Annotated in this window: 14 protein-coding genes; 3 read left to right on the top strand and 11 right to left on the bottom strand. The window is 41.1% G+C overall.

Annotation, left to right across the window (positions count from 1 at the left end):
- Positions 1-5: 5 nt before the first annotated feature.
- The 5 genes from J4E76_RS05055 to J4E76_RS05035 form a co-directional block, all read right to left on the bottom strand.
- Positions 6-1697: a serine hydrolase gene (locus J4E76_RS05055; RefSeq protein WP_208501761.1), complete on the bottom strand. Its 1692-nt coding sequence runs from the start codon at positions 1695-1697 to the stop codon at positions 6-8.
- A gap of 2 nt (positions 1698-1699) precedes the next feature.
- Positions 1700-3298: a serine hydrolase gene (locus tag J4E76_RS05050; protein ID WP_208501759.1), complete on the bottom strand. Its 1599-nt coding sequence runs from the start codon at positions 3296-3298 to the stop codon at positions 1700-1702.
- 239 nt (positions 3299-3537) lie between these two features.
- Entirely contained in the window at positions 3538-4428 is an 891-nt protein-coding gene (locus J4E76_RS05045; protein WP_208501757.1) for a DNA-3-methyladenine glycosylase, read from the bottom strand.
- A gap of 1 nt (position 4429) precedes the next feature.
- The gene (locus J4E76_RS05040) at positions 4430-4975 is read right to left on the bottom strand and encodes a GNAT family N-acetyltransferase (protein WP_208501754.1); all 546 of its coding nucleotides are present in this window, start codon (positions 4973-4975) and stop codon (positions 4430-4432) included.
- A 121-nt stretch (positions 4976-5096) separates the two neighbouring features.
- The gene (locus J4E76_RS05035; RefSeq protein ID WP_208501752.1) at positions 5097-6710 is read right to left on the bottom strand and encodes an ABC-F family ATP-binding cassette domain-containing protein; all 1614 of its coding nucleotides are present in this window, start codon (positions 6708-6710) and stop codon (positions 5097-5099) included.
- 226 nt (positions 6711-6936) lie between these two features.
- Between J4E76_RS05035 and J4E76_RS05030 the strand changes: the two genes are divergently transcribed.
- Positions 6937-7422: a hypothetical protein gene (locus J4E76_RS05030; RefSeq protein WP_208501749.1), complete on the top strand. Its 486-nt coding sequence runs from the start codon at positions 6937-6939 to the stop codon at positions 7420-7422.
- A gap of 15 nt (positions 7423-7437) precedes the next feature.
- Here J4E76_RS05030 and rlmF read toward each other — a convergent pair whose 3' ends face one another.
- From rlmF to J4E76_RS05015, 3 genes are all read right to left on the bottom strand, one after another.
- Positions 7438-8496: a 23S rRNA (adenine(1618)-N(6))-methyltransferase RlmF gene (gene rlmF / locus J4E76_RS05025; protein ID WP_208501747.1), complete on the bottom strand. Its 1059-nt coding sequence runs from the start codon at positions 8494-8496 to the stop codon at positions 7438-7440.
- A 9-nt stretch (positions 8497-8505) separates the two neighbouring features.
- Positions 8506-8751 (bottom strand): VF530 family DNA-binding protein, encoded by a 246-nt coding sequence (locus tag J4E76_RS05020; RefSeq protein WP_208501744.1) that lies wholly within the window; start codon positions 8749-8751, stop codon positions 8506-8508.
- A 153-nt stretch (positions 8752-8904) separates the two neighbouring features.
- The gene (locus J4E76_RS05015) at positions 8905-9480 is read right to left on the bottom strand and encodes a carbonic anhydrase (protein WP_208501742.1); all 576 of its coding nucleotides are present in this window, start codon (positions 9478-9480) and stop codon (positions 8905-8907) included.
- A gap of 185 nt (positions 9481-9665) precedes the next feature.
- On the opposite strand from J4E76_RS05015, the gene metG reads away from it, so the two are divergent.
- Both metG and J4E76_RS05005 read left to right on the top strand, forming a co-directional pair.
- Positions 9666-11726, top strand: coding sequence for a methionine--tRNA ligase (gene metG, locus J4E76_RS05010; protein WP_208501740.1), 2061 nt, complete (start codon positions 9666-9668; stop codon positions 11724-11726).
- Position 11727: 1 nt separating this feature from the next.
- Positions 11728-12960, top strand: coding sequence for a M20 family metallo-hydrolase (locus J4E76_RS05005; protein ID WP_208501738.1), 1233 nt, complete (start codon positions 11728-11730; stop codon positions 12958-12960).
- 310 nt (positions 12961-13270) lie between these two features.
- Here J4E76_RS05005 and J4E76_RS05000 read toward each other — a convergent pair whose 3' ends face one another.
- Genes J4E76_RS05000 through J4E76_RS04990 form a run of 3 tightly spaced genes read right to left on the bottom strand, consistent with a single transcriptional unit; the run spans position 13271 to position 14933 of the window.
- The gene (locus tag J4E76_RS05000) at positions 13271-13912 is read right to left on the bottom strand and encodes a hypothetical protein (protein ID WP_208501736.1); all 642 of its coding nucleotides are present in this window, start codon (positions 13910-13912) and stop codon (positions 13271-13273) included.
- Positions 13909-14598, bottom strand: coding sequence for a hypothetical protein (locus J4E76_RS04995; RefSeq protein ID WP_208501735.1), 690 nt, complete (start codon positions 14596-14598; stop codon positions 13909-13911). Before J4E76_RS04995 ends, J4E76_RS05000 begins: the two co-directional genes overlap by 4 nt.
- Complete coding sequence (locus J4E76_RS04990; RefSeq protein WP_208502716.1) at positions 14595-14933, bottom strand: PadR family transcriptional regulator; 339 nt, start codon at positions 14931-14933, stop codon at positions 14595-14597. Before J4E76_RS04990 ends, J4E76_RS04995 begins: the two co-directional genes overlap by 4 nt.
- Positions 14934-14977: the final 44 nt, after the last annotated feature.

The raw sequence follows: 14977 nt of genomic DNA, 5'->3' as shown, positions 1-14977 counted from the left end.
CTACACTAGGATTTAGTGAATGAGATACTTCCTAGTGAGTAGTCAGATAAAATAAACCCTGTAATCTCACCTTTTTTATCACGCTGGAATGTAATGAATCCATCGTGTGCAGATGTGAAATTATCGTCCATCGCTGAGACATAATCCACAAGTCTTCTTTCTCCAACATATGTCGAAAGTGTGTTGTCAGAGATATCAATTGTATAACTAACCCCAAGCTCTTCTGAGTAGAAACTACCTTCGAATTGGCTGAGTTCTTTGGTGTTGTAATCGGCAGGCTTGTATGATTTATATACAGCAGGTTCACGCCCATTAATAGTGATGCTCATTTGATGCCCATTGCCTGATGTTTCGAACACTATATTGACATCAGATGTATTTGTGTCTATCGTGAATTCATTTTCAGATACGGGAACTATGGTGCTTGTTACATTGGAATTGACTTCTAACCTTAATGTGTCATTGACTAAGTGAATCTTTCTTAAATATCCATTGTCCAAACTAAAATAGTCACCTACAAATGCTGAGAGCTTCCTTTTATCCAGGCTGACTAATCTTTTCGGAGGCCTGGTGTTGTTAGAGGCTTGAATAGTGACTTTCGGTAGTATAGCCTCGGCTAAGTCATATGCTTTGCCAGGAGCACTTATGTTCATATTACTATTTAGTGCAACAATAGACAGTGCTTCATTAGGGAAGTTTATATACATGGCATTGTAGCCAAAGCTATAACCATTGTGAGCAATCAATTCGTGCCCGAGTAATGAACCTCCTTCAAGTCCAAATCTATAGGTCATTAACATACCATTGTTTAGAGTAGAGGTTCTTGAGATTCTTTTGAAAAGCGATTCACCGCTGAGCATTTTCTGGTCTAAAAATCTATTCCACTTCACAAGGTCATTAATGCTTGTCATGACCCTGCTGCTCCCGTTGGCCAAGAAATGATCCGATAATATCCTCTGATAATTAGGAGATTGACCCTCATAAGCGGATGCCCTGTTTTCTATCACATCATTCGGACTGCTATAAATGAGTGAGTTACTCATTCCAGCTGGCAGAAAAAGATGTTCTTTCATGTATTCAGGATACGTTTGGCCCGTTATTCTTTCAATCACCATGGCCAATAGGGTATAGTTGGATTGCGAAAATCTATAAGTAGAACCAGGAACTACACATAGGGCTTGTTGCTTACTCAAAGACGCAAGCGCCTGAGTATTGTCATAGGAAGTGTCCAAAGGGTTCCCAGCCGCCATTAGTAAAACAATGTAATCTCTAATGCCACTGGTATGTGTGAGTAGATGTCTGATAGTGATTTTACCTTCTTTGTATATCGGTATCTCTGGTAGGAACTTTTGTAACTCGTCATCTAACCTGAGTTTGCCGGCATCCTCAAGTAGCATTATACCAGCTGATGTGAAATGCATGGATAGCGTACCAATTTCAAAGACAGTTGATGTTGTTGTAGGAGTCTTCAGATCCATATTAGAAAATCCAAAGCCATTTTGATAAATGAGATTGTTGTTATGCATTACACCTACCGCACAACCGGGTTGCCCATTGCATTCTGAGAATATGCTGTCTGCTTTCGACTTGACAGAAACATAGTCATATTTTGACTGAGCAGCTAAATTGGCCGTTTGAAAAAAAGAGGCGAGTATTGCCAAGCCTAAAAGGCTATTTTTTAGAAGTGTTTTTTTCATTTTTAATTGAGTTTTTTGAACCATAATTTTTTGATTTCAGGGGTGTTCAGATAGAAGCCGGTGATTTGGCCTTCTAAATTTCTTTCAAATTGAATTTGACTGAAGAACCATGCGTCTTCACTGGCGAATTGATCCGCTGTTAGTGGATCGAGAATAATATCTTCTGTACGTAGGTTGGTGGCAGTCAAGTAGCCATCACGAACAATGAACTTGTAAATTGAACCAACAATTTCCGTGTAGTATTCGCCTACAAACTCGGCCAACGATTCCTCATTGTGATCCACGCGCTCATACCGCGTGTAATCATTGGTAGGCGTGTTGTCGGTATAAATTGTCATAGCTGCCTTTCCCTCTTCTTTATAAAATCGGATGGATCGATTCGATCTGCTATTGACCAATTTGAATTTTCCGTTCTCCAGGACTATTGGGCTAGACCAACCTCTAGGTACTTGATAGTAAAGCGTATCATTTCTAAGCTCTATCTGCTTAGCGTGCATATCGACTGGGTCCCAGTAGTGCCCGACAATTTCTTCGGGGCCGATGAGGCTTTCGAGCTCAGAAGCTTGATCCTTTTCCTCTGAGCGATCAGGCAAAAGGAGGGAGGCAACCTCTAGAGCACGATCATGTGTATTGTAGTAGTAATCATTGCTCAACAAGATGATGGTGAGATTTTCATCCGAGAATTCTCCTACAAAACCTCTATAGCCAAAGTAATAGGCATCCTGATAGCTCACTTCATGACCCTTGTGCTTGGCTTTGTTGATAGATACAAGTGATTCTGATTCTCCTTTTTTCTGGACGAATTGAACCCATTTTTGCAGATCGTTTAGGGTAGCATATAATCCAACAGGTCCTGAATCGGTTCCGTACTTGGCAAAACTTGTTTGGTGGCCTTCGCCATAATCAAAGTAATAGAAGGCCTTGTTGCTTACCGGTGCTGCGTAGTTTTCTGAAACAAACGCATCGTTCATGTTCAATGGCTCAAAGAATTCTCGTTTGAGTACCTCATTTACAGAGTTGTCAGTGGAACGCCTGATAATTTCGGCTAGAAGAAGGTAGTTCGTATTTGAAAAGTTGTAGGCCTCACCAGGTGGGTTATTCAGGTTACTTACCTTGCTGAGCATCTGGAGGGCTTGCTCTTTTTTAAACACATCGTCATAATCCCAGCCACCAAGAGATTTCAATGACCAGTAGTCATACAAACCGCTTGTGTGCTGAATCAGGTGGTTGACCGTTATATCCTTTGCAATTGTTGGTAACTCAGGAATGTATTTGTTGGCCAAGTCATTGAGAGAAATGATGCCTTTATCTGCAAGGTTTTTCGTTGCCAAAGCAATGAAGTCTTGCGTCAGGAAATTGAGGTGGAACCTCGTCTCTTTGCTTATAGGGATTTCCTCATTTAAGTTGGCCAGACCAAAATACTTGGTATAGATAGGAAGGTTTTTTCTCAGGATCACAAGCGCCCCGCCCGGTAGAGTAGTCTTTTGATCAACTTCCAGAATGTTGGATATCTGGTTTTGGATCTCAGGACTTAAGACTTGTGCTCGCCCAATCGTCTCTAGACTGATAAGGCAAGTAATCAGTAACATTGTTTTTCTCATTCAACTATTGTTGATGGAAATGTCGTTACACAATTATTAGAAGAGGTGTTGAGTGATAAAGCAGTATTACAGATTTATAAACCCGCAGAAATTCGTGTTTTTTGATCGATTAAAGTGGGAATTTCATCGACTAACGGTGTTTAGCAGCTTTTAACTTTAATCTTACAGTTAGTAAGGTGGGCTCTGATATCAAAGCATCGAAATGCTGATTGACTCTTGAAATGGTGAAGCCTTGGAGCTTAGCCAGCCAGACTTCTCCATAGGTAGAAAACAGTATAGGCTTCCCAGCCTTTGACAGATTTAAAGAATTGCTTAATGGCAGCTTCGTCCTTACGGTCCTCTATGATTTTATGATTGAAGAGTGCTTGTGTTAAGCCGGTATCGCCAAATGGGATGGCTTCGGGTTGGTGAAGTGTTTTCATTAAGGCATAATTTGCAGACCAAACCCCAATCCCTTTAATCTCAATCAGCTTTTTTTGCCTTGACTCAAAGTCGGGTATTGCAGCGATTGATCTCTTGTCAAGTCCATTTTCTAGAAAGGCGGAAGCCACGTTTTTCAAGTATTGAATCTTCCCACGCGAAAATTGATTAGCTCTCAATACATCCTCATCTAACTTTATCAAAGACTCAGGGGTAGGGAAGTGGTATAAGGTTTGACTATTCCATTGAATTGACTTCCCATAGATCTCGACTAGCTTTCTCTTGAGTTTGAAGGCAAAGGTCAGGTTGATCTGCTGACCAATAATACTCCAGCACATGGCTTCAAAGAGATCTGGAATGCCAATAAGTCTTAAACCCTCATAAGCGTTTTTTAAATCATTCAGCGATTCTATCGATGTGAGTAAGTCATAAAAAGGCTCTATGTCTCGGTCCAAATCAAACCATTCTCTGACGTAATCCTTAACAAACTTGACCTGGTCGTCCGGAAGATCATTTGACATTTCGATCACTAGCCCATTTTCTTCGTCCGTGACTGTAAAGGGAAGTAACTCATCTCCGTAAGTGATGGCTCTATGAACTTTTCGCTCTTCCAATTGAAACAGGCATTCATCATAACCTCTGTCTAGAAAGAAGAGGCATTGATCAAAATCAAAAAGGGCAGGGGTTTGGACTTGGACCTTGGTTGTCATATTACTGATCTACTCGAAATTCTTCGTCCAAAATGGAATACATATAGTTGTCGCGCCACTCGCCACGAATTGGGAGTATTTTTCTGCGGAGACCTTCTCTTTGCATACCTAACTTTTCAAGAACACGGATAGAGCCAATATTGTCCGTTGCTACCCCGGCTTCGATCCGATGAAGTTTTAGTTCCTCGAACCCAAATTTGATAAGCCGTTTTGCAATTTCAGTAGCATAACCTTGTTTCCAGAATTCAGGAGAGATGTGATAGTGAATTTCTGCCATCTTGAAACGATTATTAGAGCAAGACATGCCCGTTTGGCCAACAAAGGCATTTGTTTCCTTCATCCTCACAGTCCAACCATAAATAGATCTTGGGGTGTTTGACAGGTCTTCAATGGCGCCACGAATGATATTCCTAGTTACTTCCTTGTCACTGGGAATACCAATTGTATTAAATCTGGCTACATCAGGAATGCTATGAAAAGCAAAGATTTCATCCAGGTCATTCCAGCTTAGTTCTTGCAATACGAGTCGGTCTGTTTCAAGTCGCATGCATAAATATAATGCTAGACACGACTCGTACTACAAAGATTATTGAGAATACATCTAATAAATGAGCTACCTTTTACCTTGGTGCTACTCATGTCATGTAGCATCGAACTACCCTTATCGCTTAATAGATCGCTGCTCGTTGTGGTTCGAAAGCTTCGTTTTCGATATACTGATCATAAGTACAAAGTTTATCTAGGTAGCCCTTTGGTCCAATTTCCAAGATTCTGTTGGCCACGGTCTGCGTAAACTCATGGTCATGAGAACTGAATAATACGGTTCCAGGAAAGTCTTTTAATGCATTGTTGAAGGCCTGAATTGACTCAAGGTCCAAGTGATTGGTTGGTTCATCAATGATCAAAAGGTTGCCTTGCGCCAACATCATTCTTGAAAGCATACAACGTACCTTCTCACCTCCCGAAAGGACATTAGATTTTTTGAAAACTTCCTCTCCAGAGAAGAGCATTTTTCCCAAAAACCCACGCATATAAACTTCGTCTTTCTCTCCTTCTGTGAACTGTCTTAACCAGTCAATGAGATTAAGGTTGCTCGTAAAGAACTCTGAATTCTCGTTCGGTAAATAGGATTTGGTAATAGTCTGCCCATATTTGAACTCACCAGAATCCGCCTTTCCTTCACCCATTAAGATTTGGAAAAGTGAAGTTGTGGCGAGACTGTCCTTACTAAGCACGGCAATCTTATCACCACGATTGACGAACAGGTCAAGCTTATCGAAAAGGGTTTTATCAGCAGTGGACTTGCTTAGGCCCTTGATTTCTAGAATCTGATCTCCTGCTTGTCTTTCTTGCTGGAAAATGATAGCAGGATATCTTCTGGTCGAAGGCTGAATGTCTTCTACATTGATTTTATCCAGTAATTTCCTTCTACTGGTAGCCTGCTTAGATTTAGAGGCATTGGCAGAGAATCGCGCAATAAACTCTTGTAATTCCTTCTTCTTTTCTTCCGCTTTTTTATTGGCTGAAGATCGCTGACTAAGCGCCAGTTGACTTGATTGATACCAGAAACTGTAGTTACCGGTGAATAGCTTTACCTGCCCAAAATCTACGTCAACAATACTCGTACAGATGGTGTCCAAGAAGTGTCTATCGTGAGAAACAACAATCACGGTATTTTTGAACTCTAATAGAAAGTCTTCCAACCAAGCAATGGTTTGAAGATCCAAGTCGTTGGTAGGCTCATCCAGAATTAGGATGTCAGGATTACCGAAGAGGGCCTGAGCAAGCAAGACACGTACTTTTTGAGAACCGTTAAGGTCTTTCATCAGACTATAATGTAGGTCTTCTTTGATGCCAAGACCGCTTAGAAGGGCAGCAGCATCCGACTCAGCATTCCAACCATCCATCTCTGCAAACTGAGCTTCAAGTTCTGAGGCTTTTAGCCCATCCTCTTCAGAAAAGTCGGGCTTCATATAAATGGCATCCTTTTCCTTCATGATACTCCATAGAACCGTGTGGCCCATCATTACGGTATCAAGTACGGAGGTCTCATCAAACTCAAAATGGTTCTGCTTCAAGACGGCCATTCGCTTTCCGGGCTCAATAATTACCTTACCTGAGTTAGGGTCTTGGTCGCCAGAAAGAATTTTGAGAAATGTGGATTTACCCGCACCATTAGCACCAATTACTCCATAGCAATTGTTGCCGGTGAATTTAATATTAACCTCATCAAAGAGAACTCTCTTACCAAATGCGAGGGATATGTTTTGTGCTGCAATCATAGCCTAATTATTCAGGCCGCAAAGGTAAGGCTATTGTATGTAAAAGGGAACTGTGCTGTAAACTTTAAGTTAAAGAGTCACATTTCTATTAAAGTGTTCCGCTTCGCATCATGACTCTGTTTCACATTGGAACAAGTGTATGTATGCAGTTAGGCGTAAGTATTAGATAGCCAGTCTGTTATGTTTTTGGTACGTCTTTGGCAAATAAGAAGGAAAACGAAAAGCAATGAAAACTCTAGTATCTACAATTCTTTTATCACTTTGTTTAATGTTGAACCAAGATTTGACTTCTGATCATTTAAAGGTTTACGATGGCGAATGGAATGGCACATTGACCTACCTCAATTATGGAGATGATAAAACCATGGTTGAACTTTCGGTAAGAATGGTAGCCACATTTACAGGCGAGAAATTGAAATTCGAGTATTTCTATAATGAAGGTGACGGTCGAGTGGAAAAGAGAAAAGGTATGTTCCAGATCAAAAAGAACAAAATCCTTTATAACGGAAATTGGACATTAGACGAAAGCGAAATCACAGACCTCAGTCATTGGAAGCTAAAAATGTCTAGCGAAGGAAAGGACAATAACAAAAAGGCATCGTTCAAGCAGACCGTTGACGTATCTCCCGAAAGAATTGTCTATATAAAAATGGTTAAATATGAGGGTGAGTCGGAATATTTCATGCGCAACAGGCATGTGTTTGAAAGGTAGGAGGTAGGGAAGTAGTTATTTTGATGGCTGCTTCCACCTGCTTTTTTGCCAGTCTGATTGCTCAGTTTCTGATAAGAAAGTCCATGCAATGATACGACTGGCTTTGTTGCCCTGGCTCATCGCCATTACTTTAATTTCGGCAGCACCTGCGATTTGGAGATATTCCTGAACAGCCTTGAGATTCGATTGCTTTGAAATCAGTGAAGAGAACCAGAAGCAAGACTTGCCAAACTTTTTACTTTCTCTTACCAAGTCACCTACAAAGCGCCTTTCGCCTCCTTCGCACCAAAGTTCACCACCTTGTCCACCGAAATTAAGCTTGGCCTCTTTGATTTCTTTCTTATTGAGATTGCTCAGTTTACGTAATGTACCTTCCAGAGCTGCTTCTTGCGAAGCGTGAAATGGAGGATTGCAAATCACCAGGTCGACTTTTTCTTCATGGTCGATTATGCCATAAAGGATATCCTTTGGATTCGACTGGAAGCGGATATCGACTTTACCTTTAAGGCTTGGGTTGTCGTCTACTATCTTTTGTGCCGAATCAATAGAGGCCTGATCAATATCGGACCCTATGAATGACCAACCATAGCTGGCATTGCCGATAATTGGGTAAACACAGTTAGCGCCCACTCCGATGTCGAGGCATTTAATACTTGCGCCTTCTGGTACTTTTCCAAAGTTACTGGCACTGAGTACATCCGCGATATAATGAACGTAATCCGCTCTTCCCGGTATAGGAGGGCAAAGGTAGCCGTCAGGAATGCTCCAGTAGTCTAAGTTGTAATGTTGTTTTAGCAGTGCCTCGTTCAGTAACCTGACAGCATCCGGGTTGGCAAAGTCTACTGTGTCTTCGTTTCTCACATTTTTTATAATGTGTTCAGCGAGTGGGGGATTCACTTTTACCAATTGCTTCAGGTCATAGCGTCCATGATGTTTGTTTCTTGGGTGAAGCTTAGACCCTTTTTTAGGCTTAATCTCTTTGATCTTCGACTTATGAGGAGCGACCTCTTTGGCTTTATTTCTTAAAGCCTGTGCAAAGCTGCTGGGCTTGCTATGTTCTGACGAATCCTTCATGTCAATCGTTTACTTGATGCACTTTAGATAGTATTCCTCAACTTTAGTACGTGCCCAAGGTGTTTTCCTTAGAAATTTCAAGCTGGACTTAATGCTAGGGTCACTTTTGAAGCAGTTGATTGAAACGACTTCTGCCATTTTCGGCCAACCTTGTGTCGCGACCAAATACTCAAGGATATCAACAAGTTTGACACCATGCAATGGGTTATTGACTTCTCCCTCCTTAGGTTCTGATCTTTTATATTCTATCGGCATAAGAAGTGCCAAAGCTAGGCATAAAAATGTGGTTGATATAACTCTTGAACTGCTTATGAGTTTAGTATAGCGAAGTCAAAGAGCTAGTTACCCTTGGCCGCAATAAAAAAAGCCTCTTACCGAATGGTAAGAGGCTTTTTTGTACACTTTTCTTTATGATAGGAACTCTACTTCTCCTGAGCTAAGCTTGTAATAGGCAGAAACAACCTCAACCCCTGCATTCTTTACTGCATCTGAGAGGATTGGCTTGGTTTCTTTTAACTCTTCACCCACTATCTGGGCATTTACCTTGATGGAATTGGTAAGCAAGTCACCTTCCATTTGTTTTGCCATATTTACAGCAGGTTTGATTTTTTTGACAATTGATCCAATGTGTCCCCCTGGGTCGGCATCACCTAAACTTGCACCAACAGCACCACAGCTTTCATGGCCCATGACAACAATTAGTTTCGTTCCTAAGTGAGCCACTGCATATTCTATGCTACCGATGGCATGATCATCTATTACATTTCCTGCTACTCTGATAATGAATAAGTCTCCAATACCTCTATCAAACAATAATTCTGGTGCTACTCTTGAGTCCGCACAGCTTAAAACAATAGCAAATGGAGCTTGACCACCTGTTTGGCTATCTCTTCTTGCTGTATCTGTGTTAGGGTGAGCATATTGACCAGTCTGATATCTTTGATTACCTTCTGTTAATAAGACCAACGCTTCTTGTGCTGTCATGGGGTTCAATTTTATAGTTTACTTACTAAGAAATACAGACGAAAATTGTTTCGCAAATTTTTGAGTTTTTTTTTGGTGGTCATTTATCAAATTGAATCATATAAATAATATGTTTATAGAGGTTAGCTTCAAAATCTAGGACCTAAAATCTACTATCTAACATCTAAAAACTATCTTTGCGACCTATGAGTCAGAGAGATTTCAAAAGGCATACAGTTACTGCTGCCTTACCCTATGCTAACGGTCCAATTCATATTGGTCATTTAGCGGGAGTTTATGTACCAGCCGATATTTATGTTAGGTATTTACGATCTAAAGGGGAGGATGTAGCTTTCATCTGTGCTTCAGACGAGCATGGAATGGCCATAACAATGAGAGCCAGAAAAGAGGGGACGACTCCGCAAGCGATCGTTGATAAGTATCATGGTATGATCCAAGACTCAATGGATCAACTAGGAATTTCATTTGATGTTTATTCTCGCACTTCAAATGAAGTGCATCACGAGACAGCTCAAATGTTCTTCAAAGAATTATACCAAAAAGGCCTTTTCGAAGAACGCGTGAGTGAGCAGTACTATGATGATGAAGCCAAACAGTTTCTGGCCGATCGCTATATCACTGGTACCTGTCCTCGCTGTAGCCATCCTTCAGCTTATGGAGATCAGTGCGAAAACTGCGGCTCTTCATTGAATCCGACAGACTTGATTAATCCGGTATCTACTTTGACAGGAAACCCTCCAGTTAAAAGAGAAACAAAGCATTGGTATTTGCCATTACAGAATTATGAGAAGTGGTTGAACGAATGGATCGTTGAAGGCCATAAGAAAGATTGGAAACCTAACGTTTGGGGCCAATGCAAATCCTGGATCGATGGTGGCTTACAGCCAAGAGCGATGACTCGAGATTTAGATTGGGGGATTAAGGTGCCAGTAGAAGGTGCAGATGGTAAGGTACTTTATGTTTGGTTCGATGCTCCCATAGGCTACGTTTCGGCAACAAGAGAATGGGCTGAAAGTCAGGGAAAAGATTGGGAGCCTTACTGGAAGTCGGACGACACCAAATTGGTACACTTTATCGGTAAAGACAATATCGTCTTCCATTGTATCATATTCCCGGCCATTCTGAAATCAATGGGTGATTATGTGTTGCCAGATAATGTGCCCGCCAATGAATTTTTGAATCTGGAAGGGGATAAAATCTCGACTTCAAGAAATTGGGCCGTATGGCTTCATGAATACTTGACTGACCTTCCAGAGAAACAAGATGTTTTGCGTTATGCCCTTTGTTCTAACGCACCTGAGAGTAAGGACAATGATTTTACTTGGAAGGATTTCCAGGCTAGAAATAACAATGAGCTGGTTGCTATACTAGGGAACTTTGTCAACCGAGCGGTGGTATTGACCCACAAATACTTTGAGGGAAAAATTCCAGCGAGAGGTGAAGTATTTGATATTGATAAGGAAGTACTTGATCAATTGGGGCAAGTTCCTAAAAAGGTTGGTGAGTCAATTGAAAAGTACCGATTTAGAGAGGGACTGGCGGAAATGATGGAACTCGCCAGGATGGGTAATAAGTATTTGGCAGACACTGAACCATGGAAACTCATCAAGACTGACCCTGAGCGTGTAGGAACAATACTCAATATTGCACTACAGTTGGTGGCAAATTTGTCAATTGTGGCAGAGCCATTTATTCCTTTTACTACTGATAAACTGAGAGGCCTATTGAACCTCGAAAAGCTAGACTGGTCAAATGCCGGTAACGATGAATTATTGGCAGAGGGATCGGTATTAGAGAAAGCTACATTGCTTTTTGAGAAAATAGAAGACAAAACAATTGAGGCACAGGTCCAAAAATTAGAGGACACTAAGAAACAAAACGAAATGGAAAACAAGGAAATCACATTAGCACCTCTAAAAGAGGATATAGTCTTTGACGATTTCATGAAACTAGACTTGAGAGTAGGGACTATTATCGAAGCTAAAAAAGTTGAGAAGTCTAATAAGTTGCTTCAGTTTCTCGTGGATACGGGCATAGATAAAAGAACCATTCTCAGTGGTATCGCGAAGCACTATGATCCTGATGAGATGATTGGAAAACAAGTGACCATCATCGCCAACTTGGCTCCTCGAAAAATGATGGGTGTGGAATCTCAGGGTATGATTCTTATGGCAGAAGATGCTCAGGGTAACCTAAGGTTATTACAACCCAACGAAGCCGTAAACCCAGGTTCTGTAATCAGTTGATATGAACATCAATGGTCAACGCTTATTGTCTAATGTAGCCCGTTTTGCTGAAATTGGTAAGGTAGGTGAAATAGGCGTTGAACGTATCGCACTATCTGAGGAGGATAAAGAGGCTCGAGACTTGCTCAAAACCTTGATGCTCGACCTTGGGCTAGAAGTCCATATTGATCAGTTGGGTAATATGATCGGTATTCGAAAAGGAAGGAAGGATCTTCCGGCCGTTGCCTTCGGTTCACATTTAGATACTGTTTATGCCGGAGGGCGTTATGATGGCGCTTTAGGTGTGATTGCTGGATTGGAGTTAATCCAAACATTGAATGATCAAGGTGTTGAAACCGATCATCCGTTGGCAATAATCAACTTCACAAACGAAGAGGGTGTCAGATTTGCGCCAGATATGATGGGAAGCCATGTATATAGTGGACAGGCTAAGCTTGATGATATCCTTGTTTCAAAAGCTTATGATAATCCCAACGAGACGGTTGGTTCGCAACTAAAGGCTATCGGGTATGATGGGGCCTTAAAACCTGGGTCTATTGCTCTTGAGAGCTTTTTTGAGTTGCACATCGAGCAAGGTCCTGTTTTAGAAAATGAAGCAATCGATATAGGTGTGGTGGAAATGGTTCAGGGAATTCACTGGACACGTTATACCATCGAGGGTGAGGCAAATCATGCGGGAACTACACCTAATCAATACCGAAAGGATACTGGCTATGCCAGTGCTGAAATCATCAAGTTTATTGGAGATTACTCCAGAAAAGAAGAGAATCCAGTCCTTACCACTGTTGGTTCGATTCGGTATGAGCCAAATACAATCAACATCATACCGAGAGAAGTCAGTTTCACGGTAGATCTTAGAAGTACCGATAAGGAGGCATTGAACAAGGGACAGATTGAAATTGACACCTTTATCAATAAAGCAGTCAATGAGTCGGACTTGGCTGTAAAAAGCGAGGTAATGGTTCGGTTTGAACCAGTTCATTTTCCGAAAGAGATGCCCGACTTAGTAGAGAACACTGCTGCGGGCTTGGAATTAAGATCCAAGCGTATGCCTAGTGGTGCAGGGCATGATGCGCAAATGATGAATCATTGCTGTCCTTCCACCATGATTTTTGTACCCAGCGTAAACGGTATTAGTCACAATGTGGAGGAATATTCCAAAGATCAGGATGTAATCAACGGTGCCAATGTGCTGCTAAATGCTGTCTTGAATCGAGCAAAGCAAGTTTCCTAAGACTCCTGCCAAACACTTATCAAGTTTTTCGGTTCAATTGTCATTAGCTATTTTTTTAGTCATGCCAATTTTTAAAACTAAGATTAAGACAGAAGTCTTTGCGGCAGTTACGGCCATCATTGTGAGTGCATGTGCACTGGGAGTTTCCTTTTACGAAGTACGAATAAGGATATTTTCAAAAGGTAATCGAGGGTTTTGAGCCATTCTTTCTTCTACGGAAGACTCTGCATGATCTAAGATCTCCATTTTCACTTCAATATGTTTGAAGCCTCTAGAATGGATAAAATTTCGAATTTCAGAGATTTGCTCCTTAGACAATGACATTAGCCTTTACTTGTTTAAGTGTTTTGTGCATAATGCGAAGGCCTGAGACAACAAATAGGTGGTAAAGAGTAAAGAGAATAATAGCGATTGTCATGTTATTTAATAGCCATGCTTCCATCCACCCAAAAACACTCATAAGGACAAAGGAAGGGGAATATATCGCGTTTATCCTGCTGAGGTAGTAACTCTGGTAAAGCACTCTGAATCTACGGGCATATGTAGGAATGATAATAAAGTAAATCATCAAGATCACGGGGCCATATATTGAAAGGAACCAGATGTTCTCACTGAGATTAACTGAAAGGGAAAAGATGAAATAAGTCGCAGTGATCATTAATATTAGAAATGCCAGTTTCTTTCCTGTCAGGAAGGTCATCATCTCCTTACCAACCTCTTTGAGGGTGGCTAAGTGCTCATACTTCAGTTTTTGTCTTTGAAACTTGTTGATGTCCATTTCTCTAAACATTTCTGCACAAGCATCTACAAAACTGATGTCAGTCGTGTTCAGTCGTTCTTCTACAGCAGTGGCCACATGGTCGAGAATTTCTTCTCTGACATCGTCATACCAGATATTCTGATCGTTGATGTACTCTTTTATTTGTTCTATTTGATAATGGGCTAATCTCATATGGCCAGTTTGGTAATAAACTTTTCCTTTAATAATTGAATAACCACTAAAGCGTAGAGCACGAATAGAACAGAAAGAGTAATCTGTAACCATGAGTAGCTGGAGAAAGCTTCCAAACCACCTTTTTGGGAGCCCCATATGAATTTTGCTACTACATTGAGTAAGACATTCATCAGGTTGGTGCCTATGGCGGCAATCAATAACAACCGTTTATTGAGGTCGCTAGAAGAGTAGGGTTTGTTTTGTCTTTTGCAGTCGAAGTAAAACTTGATTTGACCGCCAAGCGCTATACTCGCAGGTATTAATGCACTTGTCGTCATGATGATGAGTAACACGTCCTTGGGCCTGAATAATGCATTCAGTTGGAATATGACGAGTGCTATGACCATAGTGATTAAAACAGTAGGCCAACTGATTAGGTAGGATAGAAACAGATCTTTCGCTCTTTTGAAAATGGCCTTTTGCCTTAATTTTTGCTGCGATTTCATCACCCTTTGAATGCCCTTGGCGCCTCCAAAGCCAGGTTGGACAACATCTCTAAGGTGTACATCAATATTTTGATTTAGGTCTTTTCGTGACTGAAAGGAGGAGAGGATATGGTCATACATCTCCTCAAAGAATTCCATAGACCTGATGTCTAAGGATTTCAGGTATTTAACGACTGTTATTTGGTCCTTTTTTGTCATCCCAGTCCGAGTTTAGGGTCGAGTAACTTTTGCAGACTCACGATAAATTCCTCGAGCTCAGCGACTTTAGAAACTGCAGCGGCATTGCCTTCCTTGGTCAGTTTATAATACTTGCGTACGCGACCATCCACTTTTTGAGTTTCTGTGGTCAGCAGGTTTTCCGCTTCCAGTTTATGAAGCGTAGGGTAAAGGGCTCCTTCGGTGATTTTGAATTCACCAGCAGTAATCTCTTTCACCCTTTGGGTGATTTCATAGCCATACATTTTCTCATGCTCTTCCAAAAGCTTGAGTACAATTGTGGCTAGACTTCCTTTTAATAACTTGCTCGAGGACATACGGCAAGTATACATAATTTTCTTATGCATAAGAAAGTTATGTA

The organism is Roseivirga sp. E12, assembly GCF_017592825.1.
In the GTDB taxonomy this organism is placed as follows: Bacteria; Bacteroidota; Bacteroidia; order Cytophagales; family Cyclobacteriaceae; genus Roseivirga.
Note: the sequence above shows the minus strand (reverse complement) of the source record. Positions and strands in the feature narration are given on the sequence as shown.